This is a genomic window from Bacillus sp. N13C7 (assembly GCF_026790065.1).
GTDB lineage: Bacteria > Bacillota > Bacilli > Bacillales > Bacillaceae > Bacillus.
In genome coordinates this window covers 16,529-42,373 of the sequence record NZ_JALAMO010000008.1, presented here as the reverse complement: position 1 = coordinate 42,373, position 25,845 = coordinate 16,529, and the positions used below count along the sequence as shown (strand labels likewise).

General features: G+C 43.7%; 23 protein-coding genes, 1 riboswitch and 1 other annotated feature. All 23 genes read right to left on the bottom strand.

Annotation, left to right across the window (positions count from 1 at the left end):
* Positions 1–40: 40 nt before the first annotated feature.
* Positions 41–2,806, bottom strand: coding sequence for an isoleucine--tRNA ligase (gene ileS, locus MOB98_RS12120; RefSeq protein ID WP_268363035.1), 2,766 nt, complete (start codon positions 2,804–2,806; stop codon positions 41–43).
* Between the two features lie 52 nt (positions 2,807–2,858).
* Positions 2,859–3,084: a binding site (T-box leader), on the bottom strand.
* Positions 3,085–3,146: 62 nt separating this feature from the next.
* Complete coding sequence (gene divIVA, locus MOB98_RS12115) at positions 3,147–3,641, bottom strand: septum site-determining protein DivIVA (protein WP_003221468.1); 495 nt, start codon at positions 3,639–3,641, stop codon at positions 3,147–3,149.
* 93 nt (positions 3,642–3,734) lie between these two features.
* On the bottom strand, positions 3,735–4,508 hold the full coding sequence (locus MOB98_RS12110; protein ID WP_268360062.1) for an RNA-binding protein: 774 nt from the start codon (positions 4,506–4,508) through the stop codon (positions 3,735–3,737).
* 59 nt (positions 4,509–4,567) lie between these two features.
* Complete coding sequence (locus MOB98_RS12105; RefSeq protein ID WP_003221463.1) at positions 4,568–4,840, bottom strand: YggT family protein; 273 nt, start codon at positions 4,838–4,840, stop codon at positions 4,568–4,570.
* 6 nt (positions 4,841–4,846) lie between these two features.
* Positions 4,847–5,302: a cell division protein SepF gene (gene sepF / locus MOB98_RS12100; RefSeq protein WP_268360063.1), complete on the bottom strand. Its 456-nt coding sequence runs from the start codon at positions 5,300–5,302 to the stop codon at positions 4,847–4,849.
* Positions 5,299–5,991, bottom strand: coding sequence for a YggS family pyridoxal phosphate-dependent enzyme (locus MOB98_RS12095; protein WP_268360064.1), 693 nt, complete (start codon positions 5,989–5,991; stop codon positions 5,299–5,301). The genes sepF and MOB98_RS12095 overlap by 4 nt, the downstream gene beginning before the upstream one ends.
* Positions 5,992–5,997: 6 nt before the next feature.
* Positions 5,998–6,834, bottom strand: a complete 837-nt coding sequence (gene pgeF / locus MOB98_RS12090) for a peptidoglycan editing factor PgeF (RefSeq protein ID WP_268360065.1) — start codon at positions 6,832–6,834, stop codon at positions 5,998–6,000.
* Between the two features lie 161 nt (positions 6,835–6,995).
* On the bottom strand, positions 6,996–7,241 hold the full coding sequence (locus MOB98_RS12085) for a YlmC/YmxH family sporulation protein (protein WP_003221455.1): 246 nt from the start codon (positions 7,239–7,241) through the stop codon (positions 6,996–6,998).
* Between the two features lie 81 nt (positions 7,242–7,322).
* The gene (locus MOB98_RS12080) at positions 7,323–8,603 is read right to left on the bottom strand and encodes an acetylornithine deacetylase (RefSeq protein ID WP_268360066.1); all 1,281 of its coding nucleotides are present in this window, start codon (positions 8,601–8,603) and stop codon (positions 7,323–7,325) included.
* An 86-nt stretch (positions 8,604–8,689) separates the two neighbouring features.
* A riboswitch (TPP riboswitch) is annotated at positions 8,690–8,791 on the bottom strand.
* 12 nt (positions 8,792–8,803) lie between these two features.
* Positions 8,804–9,598: an ABC transporter ATP-binding protein gene (locus MOB98_RS12075; RefSeq protein WP_268360067.1), complete on the bottom strand. Its 795-nt coding sequence runs from the start codon at positions 9,596–9,598 to the stop codon at positions 8,804–8,806.
* A 149-nt stretch (positions 9,599–9,747) separates the two neighbouring features.
* Complete coding sequence (gene sigG / locus MOB98_RS12070; protein ID WP_009967190.1) at positions 9,748–10,530, bottom strand: RNA polymerase sporulation sigma factor SigG; 783 nt, start codon at positions 10,528–10,530, stop codon at positions 9,748–9,750.
* Positions 10,531–10,669: 139 nt separating this feature from the next.
* A complete protein-coding gene (gene sigE, locus MOB98_RS12065) occupies positions 10,670–11,389 on the bottom strand; it encodes an RNA polymerase sporulation sigma factor SigE (RefSeq protein WP_003221446.1) in 720 nt (239 codons plus the stop codon).
* A gap of 62 nt (positions 11,390–11,451) precedes the next feature.
* Positions 11,452–12,381 (bottom strand): sigma-E processing peptidase SpoIIGA, encoded by a 930-nt coding sequence (gene spoIIGA, locus MOB98_RS12060; RefSeq protein ID WP_268360079.1) that lies wholly within the window; start codon positions 12,379–12,381, stop codon positions 11,452–11,454.
* 191 nt (positions 12,382–12,572) lie between these two features.
* On the bottom strand, positions 12,573–16,874 hold the full coding sequence (locus MOB98_RS12055) for a S8 family peptidase (RefSeq protein ID WP_268360068.1): 4,302 nt from the start codon (positions 16,872–16,874) through the stop codon (positions 12,573–12,575).
* 297 nt (positions 16,875–17,171) lie between these two features.
* Entirely contained in the window at positions 17,172–18,320 is a 1,149-nt protein-coding gene (gene ftsZ / locus MOB98_RS12050; RefSeq protein ID WP_268360069.1) for a cell division protein FtsZ, read from the bottom strand.
* 35 nt (positions 18,321–18,355) lie between these two features.
* Entirely contained in the window at positions 18,356–19,678 is a 1,323-nt protein-coding gene (gene ftsA / locus MOB98_RS12045; protein WP_268360070.1) for a cell division protein FtsA, read from the bottom strand.
* A gap of 174 nt (positions 19,679–19,852) precedes the next feature.
* The gene (locus MOB98_RS12040; protein ID WP_003238683.1) at positions 19,853–20,218 is read right to left on the bottom strand and encodes a small basic family protein; all 366 of its coding nucleotides are present in this window, start codon (positions 20,216–20,218) and stop codon (positions 19,853–19,855) included.
* Positions 20,219–20,235: 17 nt separating this feature from the next.
* Positions 20,236–20,943, bottom strand: coding sequence for a DUF881 domain-containing protein (locus tag MOB98_RS12035; RefSeq protein ID WP_268360071.1), 708 nt, complete (start codon positions 20,941–20,943; stop codon positions 20,236–20,238).
* A gap of 22 nt (positions 20,944–20,965) precedes the next feature.
* A complete protein-coding gene (locus MOB98_RS12030; protein WP_268360072.1) occupies positions 20,966–21,661 on the bottom strand; it encodes a DUF881 domain-containing protein in 696 nt (231 codons plus the stop codon).
* Positions 21,658–22,449: a cell division protein DivIB gene (gene divIB / locus MOB98_RS12025; RefSeq protein ID WP_268360073.1), complete on the bottom strand. Its 792-nt coding sequence runs from the start codon at positions 22,447–22,449 to the stop codon at positions 21,658–21,660. The genes MOB98_RS12030 and divIB overlap by 4 nt, the downstream gene beginning before the upstream one ends.
* Before the next feature lie 128 nt (positions 22,450–22,577).
* Positions 22,578–23,489: a UDP-N-acetylmuramate dehydrogenase gene (murB, locus tag MOB98_RS12020; RefSeq protein WP_268360074.1), complete on the bottom strand. Its 912-nt coding sequence runs from the start codon at positions 23,487–23,489 to the stop codon at positions 22,578–22,580.
* 31 nt (positions 23,490–23,520) lie between these two features.
* Positions 23,521–24,612 carry an undecaprenyldiphospho-muramoylpentapeptide beta-N-acetylglucosaminyltransferase gene (murG, locus tag MOB98_RS12015; RefSeq protein ID WP_268360075.1) on the bottom strand — a complete coding sequence of 364 codons (1,092 nt, stop codon included), beginning with the start codon at positions 24,610–24,612 and terminating at the stop codon, positions 23,521–23,523.
* A gap of 118 nt (positions 24,613–24,730) precedes the next feature.
* Positions 24,731–25,831, bottom strand: a complete 1,101-nt coding sequence (gene spoVE / locus MOB98_RS12010; protein ID WP_014663887.1) for a stage V sporulation protein E — start codon at positions 25,829–25,831, stop codon at positions 24,731–24,733.
* Positions 25,832–25,845 lie beyond the last annotated feature (14 nt).

Sequence of the window (25,845 nt, the reverse complement as noted above, 5' to 3'; positions counted from 1 at the left end):
CTTGACAGGGATAAGACCATTTACACCGGGCTTTTATTCATTACTTTTGATAGTATTTTTCAACGATTTCAGCGTTTCGCAGTGAAAGTGTAGGGTATTTCGGATTTGCGCCTACATCTTTTGAGATTACACGGGATCTCTCACACATTTCGCCTTCGGCTTTCTCGACAGCGATTTTACCTGTGGCAAAGCTTTGCGCATCGTCCGGCGCTTCATTTTCTTCGCTGATTGTGAGTTCAGACACGATAAACAGCTGAGAAAGATTTTCTTTAATGGACGCCAAGAGTTCTTTGTTTTCTTTGTTTGGATACAATTTCAGGTTTGCTTCCAATGATTTACCGATAATTTTTTCATTCCGCGCAGTTTCTAATGCTTTTAGCACGTCATTACGAAGAGCCATAAAGCGGTCAAATTTATCTTCGGTCGCTTCACTGTTTGGAACCGCGATTGTTTCCGGCATATCTGTCAGCTGTACGCTTTGCTCTTCAACAAATGTTAAATGAGACCATAATTCATCAGCCGTATGTGGAAGAATAGGCGCTGAAAGCTTCACTAATGCAAGAAGCGTTTCGTAGAATACTGTCTGCATGCTGCGTCTATCCGGATGGTCCGCATGCTCGATGTACACAATATCTTTTGCGAAATCAAGATAGAATGAGCTCAATTCGATTGTGCAGAAATTATGGATGCTGTGATACACAACCGCAAATTCGTACTCATCATACGCTTTTTTCACTTTATCAATCAGTTTGTTCAGCTTAATCAGCATATACTGATCCACTTCACGAAGATCTTCGACAGCCACCGCATTCGTTTTAGGATCAAAATCGAATAGGTTGCCATGAAGGAAACGGAACGTGTTGCGGATTTTACGGTATACTTCAGCAACCTGCTTCAGAATGGCGTCAGACACACGAACGTCCGCCTGATAATCAACTGAAGACACCCATAATCTCAAGATGTCGGCACCAAGCTGTTTCATAACTTTAGCTGGAACAACAACATTACCGATTGATTTGCTCATCTTGCGTCCTTCTCCATCCAGTGCGAATCCATGGCTGAGCACACCTTTATATGGCGCTTTTCCAGTTACGGCTACTGCTGTAGAAAGAGATGAGTTAAACCAGCCGCGGTATTGGTCTGAACCTTCTAGATATAAATCAGCCGGGCGAACGAGATCGTCACGTTCTTCAAGCACCGCTTGATGGGAAGATCCTGAATCGAACCAAACATCCATGATATCCTGTTCTTTTGTAAATGTGCCGTTCGGGCTTCCAGGATGCGTAAAGCCTTCAGGAAGAAGATCCTTCGCTTCTTTTTCAAACCAAATGTTTGATCCGTGCTGTCTGAACAATTCAGAAACATGTTCAATGGTTTCATCTGTAATAATCGGTTCTCCGTTTTCAGCATAAAATACCGGAATCGGAACACCCCACGCACGCTGTCTGGAAATACACCAGTCTCCGCGGTCACGCACCATGTTGTGCAAACGCTGCTCGCCCCATTCAGGAACCCATTTGGTTTCTTTAATGGCATCCAGCAGGTCTGATCTGAAATCTTTAATAGACGCAAACCATTGCGCTGTGGCTCTGAAAATGGTTGGTTTCTTTGTTCTCCAATCGTGCGGATAAGAGTGAGTAATAAATTCAAGCTTTACAAGCGCGCCTTTTTCATCAAGCTGCTGTGTGATTGCTTTGTTCGCATCATCATAGAACATGCCTTCAAAGCCAGGGGCTTCGCTTGTCATTACACCTTTTTCATCAACAGGGCAAAGCACATCTAAGCCGTATTTCTGGCCGATGATAAAGTCATCTTCCCCGTGTCCTGGCGCTGTATGAACACAGCCTGTTCCGGCATCAGTTGTTACGTGCTCACCAAGCATAACGAGAGAGTCTCTGCCATATAGCGGGTGTTCAGCGATAATGTTCTCAAGGTCTTTCCCCTTGATCGTTCTTGTCACTTCATATTGATCAAATCCGCATGCAGACGCAACATTTTCAACTAATGCACTTGCTACAACAAAGCGGTCTTCACCAACTGCAATCACGCTGTATTCAAGCTCAGGGTGCACTGAAATTCCGAGGTTTGCCGGAATTGTCCAAGGCGTTGTTGTCCAAATGATGATGCGCTCGCCATTTTCCAATACGCCTTTTCCGTCTTTCACACCGAAAGCAACGTAAATAGATGCTGAACGTTTATCTTGGTATTCAATTTCGGCTTCAGCCAAAGCAGACTCACTTGAAGGTGACCAGTTAACCGGTTTAAGGCCTTTATAAATGTAGCCTCGTTTTGCCATCTCACCAAATACGCGGATTTGCTGCGCTTCGTATTCAGGTTTTAATGTCACATATGGGTTTTCCCAATCAGCGCGAACACCAAGGCGCTTGAACTGCTCACGCTGCCCCTCGATTTGCTTCCAAGCGTACTCTTCGCACAGTTTGCGGAATTCCGCTACAGACATTTCTTTACGGTTGACTTTTTTATTTTTGGTAAGAGCTGTTTCAATCGGCAATCCGTGTGTATCCCAGCCCGGTACATACGGCGCATTGTAGCCGCTCATTGATTTGTAGCGGACAATGAAGTCCTTCAAAATCTTGTTAAGCGCATGGCCCATATGGATGTCGCCGTTTGCATACGGAGGTCCGTCATGTAAAACAAATTTCGGGCGGTCTTTCGTCCGTTCCTGCACAAGACGGTAGATATCCTGCTCCTCCCATTTCTTTTGAATGTCAGGCTCACGGTTTGGCAAATTTCCCCGCATCGGGAAATCTGTTTTCGGCATTAAGAGCGTGTCTTTAAAATCCATTTTCATTCCTCCACTGCATTTTTTCAGAAAATAAAAAAAGCCCTCTCATCCCATAAGGGACGAGAAAGCTTATCTCGCGGTACCACCCTTTTAGAAAAAGCCAGCATACGCTTTTTCCTCTCGAACATCGTAACGTGATGAACGTCCTAACCTACTGTGAGTTCAGAAAGGAAACTTAAGGGCTGATCTACATGATTCCGGCCTCCCGGACTTCCACCATCTCCGGGTCGCTACGAAGGCCTGAAGGAAACATGACTGTCCCTTTCAACCGTCTTTTCATCTGAATTTATGAACGTATTATATTCGACAAGCTAAGAAAATGTCAAGATCATCAGAGAATTTATTCCTTTTCCTCAAATACAGCGTCGACTTCATACTCAAGCAGATGATCCCAATCGTCATTTTTCAGAAGATCAAGCTGAGCTTCAATCAGCATTTGAAAACGCGTTCTGAACACTTTAGACTGTTTTTTCAACTCTTCAATTTCCATTGCGATTTTTCTTGATTTTGATAACGATTCGTTGATAATGCGATCAGCGTTTTTCTCCGCTTCCCGAACGATCAGCTTTGCTTCTTTTTGAGAATTGCGTTTTACGTCTTCAGCCGCTTCTTGAGCGACTAAAATTGATTTATTCAGCGTTTCTTCAATATTGGCAAAGTGTCCGATTCTTTCATCAAGTTCATTGACTTTCGCTTCAAGCTCAGTTTTCTTACGAAGAACAATTTCGTAATCTTTTCTGACTTGCGCCAGAAATTCATTTACTTCATCTTCATCATATCCGCGAAAACTTTTTGTAAACGTCTTGTTGTGAATATCATTTGGCGTTAATGGCATCATGCCACCTCCATTTTTACATTTCAGTACAGTTATCTAGTTCACATTATAAAACAAATTTCGCACAGATGGAGAAAAAAACTGAAAAACCGACTATTTTTGTCGTTCAAACGTAACTCTCCATTTGTCTTTTTTGGTTTTTCCATCAATTTTTGTTAAGCTGCACCGGCCAAAGCCCCTGATAGACAGCATGTCCCCTTCTGCTACCATATAGGAAGGATCTTCAACAACCTTCCAGTTCACTTTCACGAGCCCATTTTTCACAAGCGTCTGTGATTTCTGGCGGGATTGCCTGCTCATAGAGGCGCAGACGGCGTCAAGCCTTAAAGAAGAAACCGTGTCATCCCTTATTTCGACATCAATTGCCGGAATGTTAAGGTCTGACAAGTCAATTTTCTCTAAGCTGACTGCAGCTTTGCCTGCTTGGGTCAGCTGTGCGGCCACAAAATCAGCGGTATCGGCTGAGACGATCAATTGCACTGATGTCTCAGAAAACACGATGTCACCAAACTTTTGCCGCTTTAAGCCTATGCCCATTAATGCGCCAAGGAGAGAACGGTGATCTACTGTGACAAACTTTTCAGCATAACGGACATGAAACGCCTGCAGTTCAAAATCCGATTCTTCCGGAGTGATGTACTCTGGATACAAAATCGCCCGTTTTCGTTCCGCTCTGTCATAGCCGCCGGAAAAAGCAAGCCCAACGTCTGCCTGTCCCACAACAGCAGTGAGGATGACCTGCTCTCGGGGGTCTAAAAAGTCGGTCAGCTTCATTCGGTACTGCTCCTGGACAATTCTTTTCCATTCGAGCGCCTGATCAATAAAGGCCCGCTCGTCTTTTCTGAAGTGCTGATATATATCGCTCATCGTCTTTCCCTTCTATGTAAAGAGGCTTGGCTGCTGCCAAGCCCTATCAAACTGTCGCTTTAAAACGCAATCATCCGATAAAGCCCCCACAAGCCGGTTGTCGCAAATCGAAGCACAAGAATGGCTACGATCGGTGAAATATCCAGCATTGCGATCGGAGGGATGATCTTTCTAAATGGTTCGAGATATGGTTCACAAATCGAAGCTAAAAAACGCCCGACTGCTGTTTCCCTCGTACTCGGCACCCATGACATAAAAATATATATGATCAGGGCAAATGAGTATATTGTGATTAATAAGCTTAAAACCGAAAAAACTTGATAAAGGATCATCTCGCTTTACCACCTCTGATGTTCGTCTTCAGATATGAGCTCAGAAATTGTGCCTGATACATCTACGTTGTCAGGCGTGCAGAGAAAAATATCAGAGCCGATTCTTTGGATATCGCCGCCGATGGCATAAACGGTTCCGCTTAAAAAGTCTACAATCCGCTTTGCCTGGTCATGCTGTATCCGCTGAAGATTGACGACAACTGCCCGCCGGTTCTTCAAGTGATCGGCAATTTCCTGTGCCTCCGCATAAACGCGCGGCTCACTTAACACCACTTTAGAGGATTTCTGAACACTTTGCAAGCTCACTACATTCTGTTTGCCCGCAGGTTTATGAGCAGCATAGGCCGGCTTTTCTTTTTGCTCCTGCTCCTCATGAGAATCCCGCTCCGTCTCAATATATTCATATTCGTATTCTTCATCTTCCATCGAGAAAAAGTTTTTCAGTTTATTTTTCATACTCATTGCTGTACACCCCCTGTTTCATTTCCGACTAACGATGAGCCGATTCTAATATAAGTAGCCCCTTCTTCAATTGCAATTTCATAATCATTTGACATGCCCATCGACAGTTCAGTACACGGAGCGTTCGGCTGTTTGAGCTCCTGAACCTGATCACGGAGTTCTCTCAGCGCCCGGAAACAGCTTCTGATCTGGTCTTGATCATCAGTCAGCGGAGCCATTGTCATCAGTCCGGCCACAACGATATGTTCGAAACCGGAAAGCTCCTGTATGAATGGAATGACTTCTTCTTTTTTCATGCCGTGTTTAGAAGGCTCAAGAGAGGTATTGACCTGCACAAAGCATTGGACAGTACCTTCAGCCCTTTTTTCAATTTCCTTCGCTAATGAGAGCCGGTCCAGAGAATGGATATAGGAAACTTTATTGACGACAGCTTTTGCTTTTCTTGATTGCAGACTGCCGATAAAATGCCATTCCGGATTCCCTTTCATCAATTCCTGTTTGCGGAGCAGTTCCGCATCCCGATTCTCACCGAGGCAGGTGATGCCAGCATCTACTGCCTCCTGTGCTCTTTCAGGCGATACATATTTTGTGACTGCAATAACCGTAACCTCATCGGAGCTGCGGCCCGATCTGTTACATGCTTCGTTTATTCGTTCGTTTATATGTCGTAAATTATCAACAACACGCAAGATCTTTTATGCCTCCTTCATTCCGATAAAAGACATCATCCGTCCAGTTTTCCCCTGATCGCGGCGGTGAGAAAAGAAAAGCGAGGGTTCACTTTCCGTGCATAAACCGCTGACAGATATCTGTTCACCTGCTAAACCGCTATCGATCAATATGAGGCGGTTCAGTTCCTTCAGATCAAGCTGATATTGTCCCTGTCCCGTCTGATTTACGGCACGTTCTGCTGAAACCGGCAATGCACGGACAGCATCCATGACACGGTCATCTACCGTATAGCATGCTCCGCTGATAGACGGTCCGATAACAGCATAAATATCTGAGAGATTTGAACCTTCCTGCTCATTCCATCGCTTCACCATTTCTCTGCCAATTTGTTTGACAGTGCCTTTCCACCCGGCATGGGCGACCCCGACAAGTGATTTAACCGGATCATAAAAGAAAAGAGGCACACAATCAGCAAAGCATAATGCCAAAAACACATTCTTTTCATTTGTATAGAGCCCGTCCGTTGCTTTAAAAGCCGAATGATACTCACGGGCGCCTTTGCCCCTATCCCTCTGCGTTACTTTTTGAACGCGATTATCATGTGTCTGATCGGCGAATACCCAAGACTGCAAATCAGTATTAAACATATCGGCAATATATTCACGATTTTTAACTACATCTGCATCTTTGTCATGAACGTGCAATCCTGTATTTAACGATTCAAAAGGCTTTTGGCTGACACCGCCGTTTTTCGTTGTAAATCCGGCAATGACTTCTCTGTTGTTTTGATTCGTTTGTGTCCAGTCTTGTATCATGAGTGTCGAGGGTGTGGTAAGACTGAATGGGTGATATGTATTCATGATGATCCAACCTTTCGACAAACATTTAAAAAAGCGGAATTTCCCACTTATTTTACCACATCTTTCTGCATTCGTTGAGCGCCGATTTGCATATTTCTAAATGAAATGTGCCGGAAGAATCGAGACTTCCGGCAATTGCCAATCCACGGCAGACAAGCGCATTATGCATGCGGTTCATTTAATCGGACCAAGATGACATCTTCCCCGATTTTTACTATATTTCGCCATGGAATGACCAATTCCTCTTCTTTTCCAAAAAATCCGAGAACTTTCCCATTTCCTCCGAGTATGATCGCCTGAATTTTTCCAGTTGTCACATTGATATCAATATCACCAATGCTCCCCAGCTTTTTTCCGTTTGAGACATTGACGACATCCTTTACCTGAAATTCTGAAATGCTGATCATTCCATCACGTCCTTTTTCCGTCCTTTTTTCAAGTATATGAACGGGCAGGCTGAACCTTGTCAGCAAGAAGAAAATTTCATGTCACTGTTCTTTTTTACAGCTGCACCAGCTGATAATAAAATCGAGCATGATTTTTGTATACTCTACCAGCTGCTCAATCGATACCTCTTCGTTGACAGAGTGTGCATTGTGCAGATCGCCAGGGCCGTATATCACACATGGAATGCCGGCATTAAACAGCCATCCGCCATCTGTAACGGACTGAGAAACGTCCATAACCGGGCGCTCCCGTTTCACTTTCTCATGAGAGGCAGTAAGCGCTAAGACGCCTGGGTGGCCAGGGTCAACTTCCAATGCCGGAAAAATTTCTCCTCTGTCTTCAATCATAGATGAGCCTCCCCACTTGAATACAGGGCGGTTGTCCCTAAGCCAAATGTCACTGTCGCTCAGCCGGTTGATATAATCTTCTATTTCCGCAGCCACTTGGTCATGGGTTTCATTTGGGTAAAAATGGACTGTGATCCACAGCCGGCACTCGTCCGCTATAAAAGCCGCATGCCTGCCTCCTTCTATGACAGCCGGATTAATGGTATTTGTGCCTGGTTGAAAGCCGGGATATCTTTTCATAATGGACCAGTGGCGCTCAAGTTCCCCGAGCCCCGCAATGATTTTTGCCATTTTTTCAATTGCGCTTGCCCCGAATGTTCCTCCGCCTGCGTGAATCATATTCCGTCTCGTCCCATCATGAAACGTTTGGCTGCTTTTGATTTCGATCCAGCCTGTAATGACACCGCCCTGGCCTTGAATATGCATATCGCTCGTATCTGCGACAACTGCAAAATCAGCGTGATAGCCCCTCTTGCAGCATTCAAGCGTGCCTGCTTCTCCGACTTCCTCCCCGATAACCGATTGCAGAATCAAATCACCTGGAAGTTCAATGCCTGCCTCACGAATCAATTTGACAGCAAAGAGTACACACGCCATTCCGCCTTTCATATCAGAAGCGCCTCGCCCAATTAAGAGACCGTTTTTTTCAATTGGATGGAACGGGTCATGCTCCCATTCTTCATCCTCTTTTACCTCTGCCACATCTACATGGCCATTGATGATCAGGCTACGATAATCTGCTGAATTTGTTCCCTTTAGCAGACCTACAACATTGGGATCTCCCGGGTACACATCCCATTTATCGATTGAGAATCCTATTTCATTTAAAAAACCAGCAATCCATGATTGAATGCCGTCGGTATTTCTTGCAGGCGGAGCAGGTGTTTGATAATAAATCAGTGTTTTTGCCAGCTGAATGAGCTCCTCCTTTTGCTCCTCCACCTTTTTTAACAGAGAGTCTATTTGTTGATTCAATGTGATCCGCTCCTCTCTTTAAAATCATAAAAGCCATTTCATATGTTATGAAACGGCTTAATAAAAACAAACAGAGTCCTATGCACTCCGCTATTTCACCGCTTCCCTCCGCTGGCATGATCCAGATCAGGTCAAAAGGGTTGAGACAATGTCTCTCTCAGCTTCGCAAAGCACCCCTAGGATGAATCGATATGTGTTTGTCAGGCATTCGTTATCGGCTCGGCTCTTGTTAAAAACGGCCGATCCTGATTCCATAATACATGGATTGGTGTATCAAAAAAAGCGGAAAGTATTTGATCAGTCAGCATTTCCTTTATTTCTCCTGATCCAAAGACCTCTCCCTGTTTTAATAAAAGGGCTTTGTCAAAGACCGGCAATATTTCTTCCGCATGATGCGTCACATAAAGAATTGATGGCGCATTTTCTTTGTTTGCAATATATGTAATCGTATCTAACAGCTTTTCCCGGGCAATAAAATCCAGCCCTGTGACCGGTTCGTCCAGGATCAGCAGCTCCGGATCGGCCATTAGCGCTCTTGCAATTAAGGCTCTTTGTTTTTCCCCTTGAGAAAGGGTTTCATAGCGGCGGTCGGCATATTCAATTGCGCCCAAGTCCTCTAATAAACCGATCGCTTTTTCCCTGATTTCCGCACTTGGCGTTTCATATAATCCAATTGAAGCGTAAGCTCCGCTTAGAGCAATCTCAAAGGCTGAATCTGCCGGATATAATTTTTGCTGCAGAGCCGCTGAGACGAGGCCAATTTTCCGTCTGAGCTTCTCCCCAAGCTCCGTTTTACCAAACTCATGGCCAAGCACCTGCATCTCACCGGATGTTGGGAAGTAATATGAGCAAAGCATATTTAACAGCGCTGTCTTTCCGGCGCCATTCAGTCCGTAAAGCACCCAATTCTCCTTTTCCTCCACCTTCCAATGAATATTCCTCAGTATCCATTTTCCATTTCGTTTTAGTGAGACATTGTCAAGCTGCAAAATCATCGTGGTCCTCCTCTAAACTCTTATAATTGTTTTAATTTTCATAAAACTTTGTACGGACTAGGATACCTTATTTTTTCCAAAACGTAAACCACCCGCAATCAATAGAAAAGCCTTTAAAACAAAAATCGTTTTAAAGGCTTTTCATTTCACTATTGATGAATATTCTTATTCATTTGTTTGATAGCCGCTTTTTCAAGCCTGGACACCTGAGCTTGGGAAATTCCGATTTCCTCGGCTACTTCCATTTGTGTTTTTCCTTGGAAGAAGCGCTTTCTTAAAATCATTTTTTCCCTATCATTCAGCCTTCTCATGCCCTCTTTTAAAGCCAGCTCTTCAATCCATTGTGAATCTGTATTGCGCTCATCACTGATTTGGTCCATCACATAGATCGGGTCTCCGCCATCATTATAGATCGGTTCAAATAGAGATACCGGATCCTGAATGGCATCAAGCGCAAATACGATTTCCTCATGCGGTACTTCAAGAACTTTTGCGATGTCTTCTGCAGTCGGCTCCTTGCTTGTCTCACTGATTAACCGCTCTCTTACCTGAAGCGCCTTGTAAGCGATATCCCGGAGCGATCTTGAAACACGGATCGGGTTATTATCGCGTAAATACCTGCGGATCTCTCCGATAATCATAGGTACAGCGTATGTTGAAAACTTAACATTGTGGCTTAGGTCAAAATTATCAATGGATTTCATTAGTCCGATGCAGCCGACCTGAAATAAGTCATCAACATACTCCCCTCTATTATTAAATCGTTGAATGACACTTAAGACAAGACGCAAGTTCCCGTTTACAAGCTTTTCTCTTGCTGAATCATCGCCTTCATCCTGCAGCTGCCTAAACAGCTTTCTCATCTCTTCATTCTTGAGTACTGGTAATTTGGAGGTATCTACCCCGCAGATTTCGACTTTATTCCTAGACACTTTTTTCCCTCCCTACAGGAGCTGCTGTACAACGTTAAGTATCTCCTCGGGTGGGAAAAATATGCACTGCACTCAGACCGAAAAACAGTCGAAATCAGGAAATCCCTGTAAAATCAAGGGGTTATAACCATAAAAAATTTTACACCATTTTGTTGAACTCTTTTCTTAGTCTTTTTATTATTCTTTTCTCTAGACGCGAAATATAGGATTGAGAAATCCCCATCATATCCGCTACATCCTTTTGGGTCTTTTCTTCTTCGCCGACAAGCCCAAACCGCAGCTCCATGATTTGCTTTTCTCTCTCATTAAGCTGTTCAAGCGCTTTTTTTAAGAGCTTTTTATCCACGTTGGCTTCTATGTCTTTTGTGATAATATCATCGTCAGTGCCAAGCACATCAGAAAGCAACAGCTCATTGCCGTCCCAATCAATATTAAGCGGCTCATCAAAGGAAACCTCTGAACGGATTTTGTTGTTTCTTCTTAAATACATCAGGATTTCATTTTCTATACACCGTGAGGCATAGGTCGCCAGCTTGATTTTCTTTTCTGGATTGAACGTATTTACAGCTTTGATTAAACCAATGGTGCCGATGCTGATTAAATCCTCTATGTTAATTCCCGTATTTTCAAATTTACGGGCGATATAGACAACCAGGCGCAAATTGCGTTCAATTAAAATGGCACGAGCCGCCTGATCGCCGTTTGGGAGCTTCATTAACAGAACCTGCTCCTCATCTTTGGATAATGGCGGCGGCAGGGCTTCACTCCCGCCTATGTAATAGACTTCATCGCTTTTCAATCCAAGTTTCATCAGCAGCTTATACCAGAGGTGCGTCAGTCGCAATTTCAGTTTTTTCATCTTCCTCTCCCTTCTAAATGTCACGCCGTTTGAGTATGATAAATAACGGACATTTGCGAACATTATGAAACGTGTTTGATGGCCTTGCCCGAAAGCATTTTCGGGTGAATGATCGCGTCAAACTCTCCATCTGCCGATAGCTTTGTTGTGCTGATGCCGATTAAGCATTTATTTGCAGAAATCATTTCTTCTTTTGTCATAATCGTTACGTGATCCGGTTTTACGCATAATAAAAATTGGTTTTGCTGACCAACTCCCCTGTATGGAATCAGTCTCATTTTATCTAAAAAGCGAAATGAATCATCGAGCTGTTCAATAGCTTCCAATGGGTCTGCGTTTCGAATGATCATCGTTTCGGCAGCTCCGAAAATCGGCTCCAGTTTATCAATGTAAATGATCATAACCGGTGTTTTTGTAAGAGGATCGTACAGCTGATTACCGGAATCAATCAGCCCTCTGACATGAAGTGTTTGGCTGCCCAAATCCGCCTGCACGCTGACTCGTTCTTCATATTGAATGTTTTTTGTTTCTATCTCTTCAATTCTTCTTTTAGAAAAAAACCATAATGCTGGAAAGCCAGCAACAATAAACAACCAGCTGATCGGGTCCCCAAACCCTGTTTGATTGGTAATCATGACACCGTTTCGAACAACAGAATTTGACTGCAGCAAAGAATGGGCTCCGATAATTCCTCCCCCCATTAAAAAAGTGGCAAAATAAAAGGAAAACAAATTTTGAAAGAAATAGCGAAATCTTTTAAAGCCAAATGTCACCATCACAATCACAACTGAAAAAGCCAGCTTCCCGGCCGGATGTTCAACGATTGGAGAAAAAGGAGTAAACATCAACAGGACAATACTTGAACCGATGAACGCTCCGCCTATCAGTCTTCTTTTTTTCACATGCCGTTTTAAAATAAATGCCGTGAGCAAAAGCAAAAGTGCATCAAAACAAAAGTTTAACAGCCAAATGACATCTAAATAGATTTTCACATCTGACTCCTTTCTTTCTTGCCTCACGCTGTTCCCCTTCTTGTTTCATAAGTATAAAGCAAGCTCTGTGGGAAAGTCTGTCAATTAATGTTGAGAGGAAAATACAATTTTTCAGGGATATCTGCTTAATTTGTCGAGGGTATGAACAAGAGGATAAAAAAAGCTGCCTGTGACGGCAGCTTTTTTTACACTTAATTTTCAGTATTGATATAAAGTTTTCCATTCGCTGTTTTTCTTGTTTCATTTCCATAATCATCACGTGCAATCACTTCTACTTTTGCTCCGTTTGCTTTAATAGAAGAAGTGGCTGTCCAATAGCCTTCATATCTCCCCGGAGAAATTTCTCTCAATGGAAGCTCGGTGGCGTTTTGCACACTCGCTCTAGCATTTGTCAGCGGCAGACGGATGACAAACGTTGTATCCAAATCTTCTGCGCTTGAGAAAGCGATTTTCACCGATTCACCGGCTTTTAAGATTTTGTCCTCTCCTGGGATCAATCCAGAAATGACAGGCTTGTCAAAGTGGACATCAATTACAGCCTTTTTCGTCGTTTTGTTGCCTGCTAAGTCTGTTGCAGTCACCTTGATTTCATTGCTTCCGTTTTCCAAGAGAATGCGGGCTGAGAATGAACCATCTGTAACCGTTGCTTTTTTGCCATTCACCTTGACTTCTTTCAAATTGTCATCGGATACAGACCCTTTGACAGTCAGCGCTTCTTTATTTATTTTTTCGCCGTCCTTTGGATTGTCCAGCGTCAATTCTGGCTTGGCTTGATCAAGCGTGACTGTGACTGGGCTGGAGGCATCCGTAGTTCCGTTGTCTGTTGATGCAGCGGCCGTCAGTTCATTTTCACCTGTGCTGAGAGAGATGCCTGCCTGGAACGTGCCATCCGCCGCTGCTTTCGTTTCTCCTGCTTCTTTCCCTCCATTGTAAATGTGTACTGTTGTACCAGGAGAGGCTTTTCCTTTTACAGTAACGTTCTCCTTGTTTGTGTACGATTTGTCTGCTGGTGACGTAATTTCAGGTACGGCAGCTTCATAATCAACCAATGCGCGAATCATATAGTTTCCGTCTGCTTTGTCACCTGGCTGCCATTGCCCATCTATATACTGCCAGTTGCGGCCAGAATTCTGACCGGTTTCATCCATTGCCAGTCCAGGTGAATATGGATCAGGTTTTGACTGGATATAGACGAGATAAAAGTCTTTATCTACCATAATCCCTTTTGAACTAAGATCTACCTTGGTCCATTCGCCATTGCGAAGGGCTTCAGCGTTAAATGGCCCGGCAATTTTTTTGCCTGGTGCTCCGTCTTCTCCTTTAGCATCGTATACCTCAACCTTAAACTCCGTGCCGCCAGGATCAGGGAACTCTGTATCCCAGAATCTGAACAGTCCTCCTGTAAGCATGCCTTTGTCCTTGCCGTCAGCCAACGTCATTTTGACAGCCCATCCATTACCGGCTGCAAAATAGGAATTGGCATTCTCCGCCGTTCCGTCATCATATGCAATCTCACCCGGATAACCAACGAAAGGCTTCAATACAGTTTCCTTCGTAACATTCCCTTTTAAATCAACGGAAAATTCATCGCTGTAATAACCCGGTGCAGCGATCTTAATTGTATAGGCGCCTTCATAGGCCTCAAGCGTATATTCACCTTTGTCATTTGTTGCAGCAGGTTCAACCGCAGCATCCTCTACAACATAAACGGAAGCGCCTTTAACCGGCTCTCCTGTCGTTTTATTGATGACCGTACCTTTTAATGTCCCCTTCTTCATTTCCTCTAACGTAAAATTAGCTTGTGTCGTTTGATCTGCCTGGAGAGACACTTTTTGTGTTTTCGATTGATAGCCGTACGCTTCTGCCATAAGCGTATAATCTCCCGCTTTATGCGTCAGCTTGTACTGCCCTGTTGATTGATCTGAATATGTTGATTTACCTGTTTCGACCACGCTGACTTGCGCTCTAACCGGCAAAACATGAGGCTGTAAATCTTTATTCTGATGTTTGACCGCTGTATTTGCCGATGGTTTAGCTTTTTTCGGATTTACCGGCTTTTTCTTTTGTTTTCCTGATGGCTTTTCGACACCTAGCTTATTCTTTTTGGCTTTTTTTCCGGACGACTTCTCAGAAAGCATTACATCATCAATGTACCAGCCCTCTTTTGCAATACTTTCATCAGATTGAAGGTTAAACATCACTTGAATGTTTTGCCCTTTATAAGCGGATAAATCAATTTCTTCATCCGTCCAGCTCGATGTCTTTCCGTTATAGACACCAGCCTGCTCCCAATTCTTTTCACCTTCTGGCAAAACAAAAACGTAGCCGTAATCAAAATCACCTTCTAAATTGTGCCAGCTCTTAAATTGAAGAAACAGGTTTCCTGCATCAGGCACTGCAACAGGAGGCATCATAAGATTCATGTTTGCTGAGTTGGCATAGTTTCCTGACAGGTTTGTTCCGTATACCTTTTCTCCTGATGCTGCTGTAGTTGGGCCTGCTGTCGGAACTCCCCATTCCCAGTTATTATTTGTACCGCTCGCAATCCAGCCGCCAGGTGCAGTTTCGAAGTCCTGCTTGTATCCCACCGTGATGCTTGGTTTCACAGTTACATCGTATGTGTCAGACTTAACGATATGGCCGCCAAAATCCTGGATTATCCACTTATAGCTTAATGCAGGTCCTTTTATGTTTGGAATCTCTGCCTGATACGTTCCTTTCAGGTGATCACCGCTGATTCGTTTAGCCGTTACTTCTGTCCATTCACCTTGATCCAGCTTATAGGACAGTTTAACTGACGTCACACTCACATTGTCTTCAGCTGTCAAAGTCAGAGGCAGGCTGGCGCCTTCATAGGCTTCTGTTACTTTCTCATGCTGATAGACAGGAGGTTCTTGATCATCTCCTTCTACAGAAACTTGTCCTTCTGCTTTTCCTAATCCATCTGTAACAGCTGATACAGCATCAAAAGCGTTCACCAACCCATGGCCATATCCGTTATTCGGTGAATCAGGAAATGTTGAATCCGTCAGCGGTTCAGCCGTGCTCGTTAATATATCCTCCATCTCATCGACAGAAAGTGAGGCATCTGCCTGTTTCAGCAGGGCGGCAACAGCAGACACATGCGGTCCCGCCATTGATGTGCCGTTCCATCCGTCCTCATATGTCTGGCCGGGAACGGAAGACCGGATATTTACGCCCGGTGCTGAAATCTCCGGCTTAATTTCATCGTATGGAGATGGCCCTTGGAGAGAAAAATCAGCGAGCTTTTTGTTAATATCAGTCGCTCCAGTTGCAAACGATTCGGGATAGTTTGCCGGGTTTGCGATAGAACCAGGTCCGCCCGGAATAAAGAGATCCGTGTTTCCCGCTGAAAACTCAGGGAAAATGTCAGCCGCACGCCAGGCATTGACCATGTCTCTGTACCATTCATCAAGTCCTGAGCCGCCGCCCCATGAATTATTGACAACATCAGGAGCCATTTCAGGATGAGGATTTCCCTCTGCGTCCTTTGGAGCTAAAACCCATTCTCCAGCTTCCAAAATGTCAGCATCAGTACCGCCATCTTCAGAGAATGCTTTAACCGCAATCCATTTTGCGCCAGGCGCTACACCGATTTGATTCGTTCCATCAGGTTCAGATCCCACCATTGTACCTGTCACGTGGGTTCCGTGAGCCAGATCATCATAAGGGCTTGCTTCTCCTGCAACGGCATCAAACCAGTTCAGTTCATGATCAGGCTCATCAGGATTTTCCGGATTATATCCGCGATATTTTTCTTTTAACGCCGGATGGTTCCATTCCACACCGGTATCAATGGACGCGACAACCGTGCCAGTTCCATCGTATCCAAGTTCCCAAGCTTTCGGTGCATCTATTTGGTCAACATTCCATTCCACACCATCAGTTGCTTTGACAGCTTTTTGCGCTTTTTTCATATTAAATGGAGATGTTGACTTAAAAAGCTGCCGTTTCTCATTTGGAAGCACCTTTTCCACTTCAGGGAACTGCGCCACTTTTTCCATAACCTCTTTTGAGGCATGAACAGCGATTCCGTTCACCACATAATAAGGGTGTATATCGGATGCATTTCCTTTATTTTTCTGGCTGTTCAAGTATTTCAAAACGTCTTGCTGGGATTCATTGGCTGTGACTTTTAAGGAAGACACAACGGCAGAACGCTTTTGATATTCCGTCTTAGCAGCAGTCAGCTTCTTCGATTTCGCTTTTTTGACTGCTGCTTTTGCCGCTTTTTCTGTGTCAGCTTGATCCTTAAATTTAATCAGAAAGGTCGTTTTTTCTTTCTTTTTAAAACTTTTCTTTAATGAACTCGAAATCTTGTTCTGAATAGATTCAGCAGTTTGAAGCTCCTGTTTAACAGAAGATGAGGCGCCTTTGCTGCTTGCCCCGGCTGCACCCGGAAACAGCAGTGAACTGATAACAACCGTACTTAAAACAGAGCTGATGAGTCTGTTTTTCGTTTTTTTCCTCATTTTTTATCCCCCTTTTTCAAAATGCTTTGTAAAAAAATGTCGTCCCTCCTTTTAAAAATGAATGGTTTGTCAGAACATCGTTGTACGTTAACTGTAGACAATCTGTAATACAGATATTGTCGTTTTATGTCATTTATTTTCCATATATATGAAAATGATAAAATCGTCACAGGGTGAAAATAGATCTAATGGCACAATTTGTTGCTCTGTGAAGGAAGAAAGAGAATAGACTTTACGAGAAGAAAGGTTTTGGAGAAAACAAAAAGGACAAAATCGAAAACGATTTTGTCCTTTACATTAGCCGCGTTTGTTACGGTTTCTTAAGAATGTCGGGATGTCAAGCGTATCATCAGCCGGCTGTGAGTTATGACGGCTTACTGTGCTTTGTTGCTGAGGCTCCTCACGTTTTGGCTCACGCTTTGGAACACTTTGATTATGGTTTTTGATGCTTTGGTTTAAGCTTGGACGCTGAGGTTTCGTCACGTCCTTCTCTTGTTCGATAAAACCAGTCGCAATCACTGTCACCACAATCTCGTCTTTTAGATTTTCATTAATAACAGAACCGAAAATCATGTTTACGTCTTGGTCAGACGCCGAAGCGACAATGTCCGCTGCTTCCTGAACTTCATATAGGCTGAGGTTTGTTCCCCCAGTGATGTTCATAAGGACGCCTTGTGCACCGTCAATGGCCGCTTCAAGAAGCGGGCTGGAGATGGCTTTTTTCGCCGCTTCTGCTGCGCGGTTTTCTCCAGTTGCAATACCGATACCCATCAAAGCAGATCCTTTGTTTGACATGATTGTTTTCACATCAGCAAAGTCCAGATTGATAAGACCAGGTGTGGCAATCAAGTCTGAAATGCCTTGAACCCCTTGGCGGAGCACGTTATCGGCTTCACGGAATGCTTCAAGCATCGGCGTGTTTTTATCCACAATTTCCAGGATACGGTCGTTCGGGATCACAATCAGTGTATCCACCGCTTCCTTCATTGCTGTGATTCCGCCTGCAGCCTGAAGCTGTCTTTTGCGTCCTTCAAATGTAAACGGTCTTGTGACGACTCCGACTGTTAATGCACCTAAGTCTTTCGCGATTTGTGCGATAACCGGTGCGGCACCTGTTCCTGTTCCGCCGCCCATGCCAGCTGTCACGAATACCATGTCAGCGCCTTTTAACGCTTCTTCAATCTGTTCTTTGCTTTCTTCAGCGGCTTTTTTTCCGACTTCCGGATTCGCACCTGCTCCCAATCCTCTAGTCAGCTTTGCGCCGATTTGCATTTTCACTTCTGCTTTTGACAGGTTAAGAGCTTGAGCGTCCGTGTTTACCGCGATGTACTCTACTCCTTGCACTTCATTTTCAATCATTCGGTTGACAGCGTTGTTACCGCCGCCTCCTACTCCGATTACTTTAATTGATGCTAAGCCGTCTATGTTTGTTTCGAACTCCAACATGCTAAATCCTCCTAATCTGCCGAATGACTATCTATCTATTCCCAAAACATGCTTAATAATTTTTTCATTTTGCTCTGTTTATTATGTTCGGCTTGTGTTTTTTGTTTTCCTTTTGGCCGCTGCTGCACCTCATTTTGGTGATGATGCTGCTCTTGTTCCTCTGATGATGTGACTGCAATTTCCTGTATCGCTTCTTCAGGCATCTTGAAGCCTATTTTTCTGCCTTGAATTCTTGCATTTCGGCAGGCGAATTGGATCAGGCCCACTCCCGTCATATATTGAGGATCTCTTACACCGATATAATTCGGGCTTGCCACTCTGACATTGTTTTGCAGCACATCCTGTGCCAAAGACATGACACCAGGCATTGCTGCTTGTCCCCCTGTCAGCACGAAGCCTCCCGGCAGATCGGTAATTCCCATAATGCGAAGCTCTTCTGAAACAATTTCAAGAATCTCTTCTACTCTTGCTTCAATGATATTCGCTGTTTCCTGTTGTGTAAATGTTTGTTTTTGATTGGTGCCTATCACGGTTACCTCGAAGACCTCATCTTCCGAGGCTTCGTCATAGTAGGCATGTCCAAATTGCTTTTTCACGCGTTCTGCTTCTTCTGTTGACGTTCTCAATCCGATGGAGATATCTTTGGTGATATTTTCGCCTCCGAGAGGAATGACACGGGTAGAAGTGAGATGTCCGTTTTGGAATACGGCGATGGTTGTTGACCCTCCCCCAATATCAATGAGAGCCACACCAAGGTTTTTCTCGTCTTTTGACAATGCAGCAGAACCGGCTGCCAGCGGTTGAAGACAAATATCAGTTATTTCAATACCGGCTCTTTCAACACAGCGAAGCAAGTTATGTAAGATTGTTTTTGAACCGGTGATCAGGGTGCCCTCTACTTCTAAACGCACACCCAGCATTTTTTTCGGGTCGGTGATTTCATCTCTTCCATCTACGATAAACTGTTTAGGAATGACGTCGACAATCAGCTGTTCGTGCGGTACTGAAACAACCTGTGCCGCCTCCATGACACGGCGTACATCTTCAACCTGAATTTCTTTATTTTCGCTGGAAACTGCTACAACACCGTTTGTATCTTGAATATTGATATAATTTCCATTAACGCCGACAATAGCTTTTCTAAGCGGAAAACCTACCATTCTTTCAGCTTGGTCAAACGCTTTTCTTATAGAATGAACGGTCTCATCTATATCAACGATTGAGCCTTTTTTCAACCCCTCAGACGGTACATTTCCCACACCGATAATATTAAGGGAATCATCTGTCATTTCTCCGACGATCACTTTTGTATTGGACGTACCGATGTCAAGACTGACGTAAAGTTCATTGTTGTTCATTCTATGGCACCTCCTCACATTTCGATCATTTCTATTCTATTATTTGCGGAACAACAATACAATGAATGTGGCTTTACAAGTGTGTAACAAAAAATAACAACGGAATATTCCTTATGCGGTTTTCACAATTTATGTTTATTGAAAATATTCGTTATATCCTATGTATATCCTCTTTTATATCACATTTTTTTTATTTTTTTTAGAAAGAGTCCACTTTGTTAGTAGATTTCTTCTGATCACGGCTATATTCTGAAATAATCTGACTCCAAATGCAAATATACCTGCTAAATACAAGTCTACACCAAGATGAACTCCCAGAAAAGCTAAACTTATTGCCAGTATAATATTAAAAAAGAAACCGGAAACAAATACCATTTCATCATATGTACCTTGTAAATGAGCCCTGATTCCGCCGATTAATGTATCAAGTGCGGCAAGCACCGCAAGCGATAAATAGTTTGAGTATTCACTCGGTATCGTTAAGTTTGTCATCAGTCCAATTGCTATTCCGAGTACAAGCCCCAGCACGGGCAGCCACATGACAATTCTCCTCCTTTTCAGTCTTTAAGCGGTTTCAGCTGCTGTACATCCAATGGTCTGTCATATGCTTTTAATGTCAGCTTGCTTTCAGATTTACCGGCTTTTAATGCTAAATTTTCAGATGCAAAGAGATCCTCAAGGCCGGAGCCCTTCACTCTGCTGTACAGCATGTCCGGATCTTCGGCGAGCACTTTTACTGTTAAAGGATAATCGTCAAGTGCGTATCCGTCTATTTTTGTTGTGCCGTTTATATCTCTTATAACTGTATGATTCACAACTCTTCGCTCATTAATCGAGATATGCTCTGCACCGAAGGAGTTGAGTTCATTGATCAGCTTTTTCAGCAAATCCGGAGGCGGATTTTCGATCGGCTCTCCTGTTAAGCTTTCAGAAAAAAGCGGGGAAATGGTGATGACAATTCCGCTACCAGTTATATCGGTCATGCCGGCTGTTTTTTTTAAGGTTTGCAAAGTATTATTGAGCGCGGTTTCTTTTGTCATTTCTTTGCTTTGCGAATAGCTATTCAGCAGTTTATCATATTTGTTTATTTCAGCCAGCAGCTTTTCCTGCTTCTTCTGCTCTGATGTCAGCTCTTCCCTTATATCCCACATGTCTCTTGTATCTCGGACTTGAGGGTGCTTTAACGAATTAAACTGAACAGATATCATGAGGCCGAAGATGACCATAAGCACACTGATGCTTAAAAAGGAACGTTTTATTTTCAATCTGTTTCACCCGCTTTATGAGTCATTCCTTCGTTTTCAGAATCGGTTTCATTTGTACGTTTTTCTCTTTTTCTGCGGAAACTGAAATATGATCCATTGACAGCTGGTCGATCAGGCCCCCTGCTATATTTAACGAAGGCAGCAGGACATCAGGATCTCCTATAGCGGATATTGTAAACGGAGCTGGATGCTGCACTCCGTCTACCGTTACCACAGGACCGTTGCACTTGATATAGGAATCATGTGTCAAACGCTGGCCATTAACGGCGACGGCCGCCGCACCCGAGATATACAGTTCGTTTACCACTTGGAAGAGATGGCTTTCGTGAACGATGTAACTGTTCACATTCTCCCCTTCCGGTATATACGACGCATCTTCCAAGGTGACCTCAACACCCTTTCCCTGCACACCGACTTCCCCAATATACATTCTGTATTTTTCTGTATCTTCGAGGACATTGTAGTATTCCGTCTTTTCTTTCTTCAGCTTATTTTCCGCCTGACGGACTTTGTTCTGCTTTTGATACAACTCTTTTTCAAGATTCTTATTTTCTTTCTCCTGTTTCAGAAGTTCATCTCTCAGCGCATATTCTTTTTTCCACTCTTCCGTCTCAGCCGCGCTTTTGTTGTTTTCTTTTGTCATTTGAAATGAAAATGAAATCAAAAAGCCTGCGATAAGCATAATCAAAGAAAGAAGGACTGCTGATTTGCCCCTCAATTTTCATCTTCCTTTTTAGCAGCTTTATCGTTTTTTCCAAACTCTTCAAAATAAGTGGCCACTTCCAAATGAATAATTCCTTTTTTATTGCTACTCAGCTGTGAAATGATAGAAGGGTATGTTTTCATTCGGTCGGCAAAGGTTTTTATTGACGCAGTGACAACATAACCGTCGTTCATATACAATTTAATACGGTTTTGATCCATTTTTACAGGCGTATAGTAAATCTCTGAAATTGACTGTTTTAACGAACTTGACAATGCATCGAGCTGCTTGGCCATTTGTGAGCGTTTTTTTGCGTTTGTCCAATTGACCAAAATGGGCCCTGCATCATCCGGCGTTACTTCGTTTGGCAGAACTGAACCGTTTTCAAGCACTTCATAGTACACATCGTCTTTTTCTAAATAAGCAATCGCTTTATATTCTTCGATTGCAATGTTGATTTTATTAGGAAGCGATTTGCTGATCTCCGCTTTTTTGACTAATTTATTTTGCTGAATCTTCTTTTCTGTTTTAGTCTTGTCCAAACTCCAAAACTCTGTATCTCCGCTGTTGATATCGGAAAGTTCAATAATTTCCTTTTTCGATACATTCTCATTCCCTGTAACAGAGATGGTTGATACTTTACTGATTGGCGTCTGCAGATACACAATGATCAGCACCATAATAAAAAAGAGCATAATAAATGAAATAAGACGGCGGTTTGCCTTCTGTTTTCTCTGCTCTTTAATTTTAGGTATCCGTTCTTCAATGTTTACGATTTTTTCTTGGTCATGACCCGGGTTCATTGCCTGTTCACCTCATTCAAATGAAACAGCTGTTAAAGTCTGTCTATTCCAAAACAAACGGCATACTATGATGCCGTTTGTCGTTTGCTTACAGTATATCATATGAACAGCTTCAGCCAGAACTTGAATCAGCGATTTCCGCCGATGATTTCAACCTCTGTGTGCATATCAATCTCGTATTTTTCACGGATTGTCTTTTTCACATGGTCAATGAGATCAAGGACATCTTTTGCTGATGCTCCCCCCGCATTGACAATGAAGTTTCCGTGCATCTCCGATATCTTTGCACCGCCGATTTGATATCCTTTTAAGCCTGCTTTTTCTACAAGGTTTCCGGCATGATTTGGAAGCGGATTTCTGAAAATGCTTCCCGCACAAGGGCTTGAATACGGCTGTGTATTTTTTCTGTAGTCTTTATTGCTTTGCATTTGCTGAACGATTGATTCCTTATCCTTTTGCTCCAGCTGCAGAACAGCTTCAAGGCAAACGCCCGGTCGTTTGTTTTGCAATATAGATGTTCTGTAGCTGAAATCCATCTGCTCATTTGTCAGCCACTCAATCGTGCCATCTTCAAATAAAATATGTGCTTTGACAAGGATCTCGCTCATGTCAGAACCATGAGCGCCGGCATTCATATAAACCGCTCCGCCGACCGATCCCGGAATGCCTGCAGCAAATTCCAGCCCGGACAGGCCTTTTTTGCTCAATGATGTAGCAAGACGGACCACTGAATAGCCGCCTCCGACCGTCACTTGTTCCCCGTCAAGCTCCAAATGGTCAAGGCCCGCGCCCAGCTTAATCACAACGCCTCTGATTCCCTCATCTAAAACAAGAAGGTTTGATCCGCGGCCAATGACTGTCCACTTCACATCATACTTTTTAATTATGTCCATAATATCTTTGACAGCATCTACACTGCTTGGAATGACCAATACATCCGCAGGTCCGCCGATTTTCATCGTTGTATGATTCGCGAGCGGCTCATTTGCAAGAACCTTGCCGACTTCGCGTTCTTTTAATTCCTGTATCACTTTCTCCATCGTAAACCTCCGCATTCCATTTGCTTTTCTATTATTTTTTCAATTCTTCGAGTACGCTGTATAAACGGGCAGCCGCGTCAGGAACACCGAGTGACTTTGTCCGTTCGCTCATTTCCTTTAACGTTTGCTCATTCAGTACAATCCGGTCAAGCGCTTCAATCAGCTTTTCTCCGCTGAGCTCTGTTTCTTTCAGAACAATGGCTGCATCATGCTGGCCGAGAGATCTCGCATTGACCTCCTGGTGATTCGCTGTTACATATGGGCTTGGAATCAGCACACTTGGGATTCCGAGAGCAGTAATTTCGGCAATCGTCGTTGCACCAGCTCTGGCCACAATGACATCAATAGCCTTTAAATACTCTGGCATTTGATGAAGAAACGGCTTTGTGACCATATTCTCAGCGGCACCCTTGCTTTTCAGCTCATTCATCACTTTTTCATAGTGAACTTCACCGGTGATATACAGCACTTGGTAGTCTCTTGACTTCAGCGCTTCCTGCATATCAATGACAGCTCGGTTTATCGGTGCAGCGCCTCGGCTTCCGCCGAAGATTAAGACCGTTTTTTTCTCTTCAGAAAGCCCAAATTCCGCCATTGATCGGCCCGTCTTTATTGAGACGACTTCAGAGGCTCTCGGGTTTCCCGTAAATACAACTTTCTCGCTAGGAAAATGTGATTTTGCTTCTTCAAAACAGATCGCTACTTTATTAACATATTTTGAAAGAAACTTATTCGTGATGCCCGGAAGGCTGTTTTGTTCATGCACGATAGTCGGAATTCCCATCTTTGCAGCGGCATAGACAACCGGCCCGCATACGTAGCCGCCCGTTCCAATCACGGCATCAGGTTTAAATTCCGCTAAATACGATTTGCTCTTTTTGACGCCCTTCAGAAAACGCATCACAGTTTTGACGTTTTCAAACGACAGCTTTCTTTTAAATCCTGTAATCTCAATTGAACGAAATGGTATATTCTCCCGCTCAACAATTTTTTTCTCAAGGCCGTTTTCTGTACCGATATATAAAAATTCCACATTAGGATGACGGCGCTGGACTTCTTTAATAAAGGCAAGAGCAGGATAAATGTGTCCCCCTGTACCGCCTCCGCTTATTGCAATTCGCATATCTCTTCCCCCAGTCTAATTTTCTCTATAACATAGCGATAACCCTGTTTTGTTGGACAGGGTTATCGCATCAATTGTTTCCAAGCTTCCTGTTTCATAGGCTGCTGACATACATTCATTAATATCTCGAGTATCGGCTCACGTTCAGCAGCACGCCGACGGCCATCAGCATCAGAGTCAATGAGGAGCCTCCGTAGCTCAGAAACGGCAGCGTGATCCCTGTTACCGGAATAAGGCCCGTTACTACACCGATATTAATCATAACTTGAATGGCAATCATTGAAATAATGCCGACTGCGACAAAGCTTCCGTACAAATCAGGCGCACCGAGCGCAATTCTGATCCCTCTCCACAGCAGGACGCTGAAGAGGAGCAAAATAAGTGTTCCCCCAATAAAACCAAGTTCTTCTGACAATATGGCGAAAATAAAATCTGTTTGCGGCTCAGGCAGATAAAAGAACTTCTGTCTGCTTTGTCCAAGTCCCATCCCAAACAATCCGCCGGGCCCCACTGCATAAAGCGATTGAATGATTTGAAAACCGCTGCCGAGCGGATCTTCCCAAGGATTTAAGTATGAAGTAATCCGCTTAATCCGATATGGAGCCGATAGTACCAGCCCAACAAATCCGCTGAGGCCGATCAGCCCGAGAAAGACGAAATGGGCAATTCGCGCGCCGGCTACAAAAATCATGACAATACAAGTTCCGACCATTACCGTCCCCGTACCGAGGTCAGGCTGGCACATGATAATCAAAAACGCTGAAAACACGATGCCAAGTGCCGGGATAAATCCCCGCCTGAACGATGTAATGTTTTTTTGTTTTTCAGAGAGAAATTTAGCAAGGAATGCAATCATCGCAAGCTTCATAAACTCTGAAGGCTGTATGCTGAATGCTCCGACCCCGATCCAGCTTCTTGAGCCGTTCCGCACCATGCCGACGCCCGGTATCAAAACGAGAACAAGAAGAAAAAAGCAGATAACCATCAGCAATTTGGACCATGTCCGCCAAGTCCAATAATCAACATTCATAATAAAAAACATGGCAATGACGCCGATTCCCGCAAACAGCAGCTGCCGTTTCGCGAAAAAGAATGAGTCGTCAAATTTATAATCCGCCCATACCGCACTCGCACTGTACACCATAATTAATCCGATTGTTAATAATAATAACGTAATGATGACCAATAACAAATCAGGCGATGTTTTTTTAGTAGTCAAAGCAATCGACACCC

What these genes read in the sequence shown, in the direction of transcription:
- pgeF (WP_268360065.1), bottom strand. Translation starts at nt 6,834, where the DNA reads ATGAATACATATCACCCATTCAGTCTTACCACACCCTCGACACTCATG.
- divIB (WP_268360073.1), bottom strand. Translation starts at nt 22,449, where the DNA reads ATGAACCCGGGTCATGACCAAGAAAAAATCGTAAACATTGAAGAACGG.
- divIVA (WP_003221468.1), bottom strand. Translation starts at nt 3,641, where the DNA reads ATGCCATTAACGCCAAATGATATTCACAACAAGACGTTTACAAAAAGT.
- ftsA (WP_268360070.1), bottom strand. Translation starts at nt 19,678, where the DNA reads ATGAACAACAATGAACTTTACGTCAGTCTTGACATCGGTACGTCCAAT.
- murB (WP_268360074.1), bottom strand. Translation starts at nt 23,489, where the DNA reads ATGGAGAAAGTGATACAGGAATTAAAAGAACGCGAAGTCGGCAAGGTT.
- ftsZ (WP_268360069.1), bottom strand. Translation starts at nt 18,320, where the DNA reads ATGTTGGAGTTCGAAACAAACATAGACGGCTTAGCATCAATTAAAGTA.
- MOB98_RS12055 (WP_268360068.1), bottom strand. Translation starts at nt 16,874, where the DNA reads ATGAGGAAAAAAACGAAAAACAGACTCATCAGCTCTGTTTTAAGTACG.
- MOB98_RS12075 (WP_268360067.1), bottom strand. Translation starts at nt 9,598, where the DNA reads ATGATTTTGCAGCTTGACAATGTCTCACTAAAACGAAATGGAAAATGG.
- MOB98_RS12105 (WP_003221463.1), bottom strand. Translation starts at nt 4,840, where the DNA reads ATGATCCTTTATCAAGTTTTTTCGGTTTTAAGCTTATTAATCACAATA.
- sepF (WP_268360063.1), bottom strand. Translation starts at nt 5,302, where the DNA reads ATGAGTATGAAAAATAAACTGAAAAACTTTTTCTCGATGGAAGATGAA.
- sigE (WP_003221446.1), bottom strand. Translation starts at nt 11,389, where the DNA reads ATGAAAAAACTGAAATTGCGACTGACGCACCTCTGGTATAAGCTGCTG.
- MOB98_RS12110 (WP_268360062.1), bottom strand. Translation starts at nt 4,508, where the DNA reads ATGAGCGATATATATCAGCACTTCAGAAAAGACGAGCGGGCCTTTATT.
- MOB98_RS12040 (WP_003238683.1), bottom strand. Translation starts at nt 20,218, where the DNA reads ATGTGGCTGCCCGTGCTGGGGCTTGTACTCGGAATAGCAATTGGACTG.
- ileS (WP_268363035.1), bottom strand. Translation starts at nt 2,806, where the DNA reads ATGGATTTTAAAGACACGCTCTTAATGCCGAAAACAGATTTCCCGATG.
- MOB98_RS12085 (WP_003221455.1), bottom strand. Translation starts at nt 7,241, where the DNA reads ATGATCAGCATTTCAGAATTTCAGGTAAAGGATGTCGTCAATGTCTCA.
- murG (WP_268360075.1), bottom strand. Translation starts at nt 24,612, where the DNA reads ATGCGAATTGCAATAAGCGGAGGCGGTACAGGGGGACACATTTATCCT.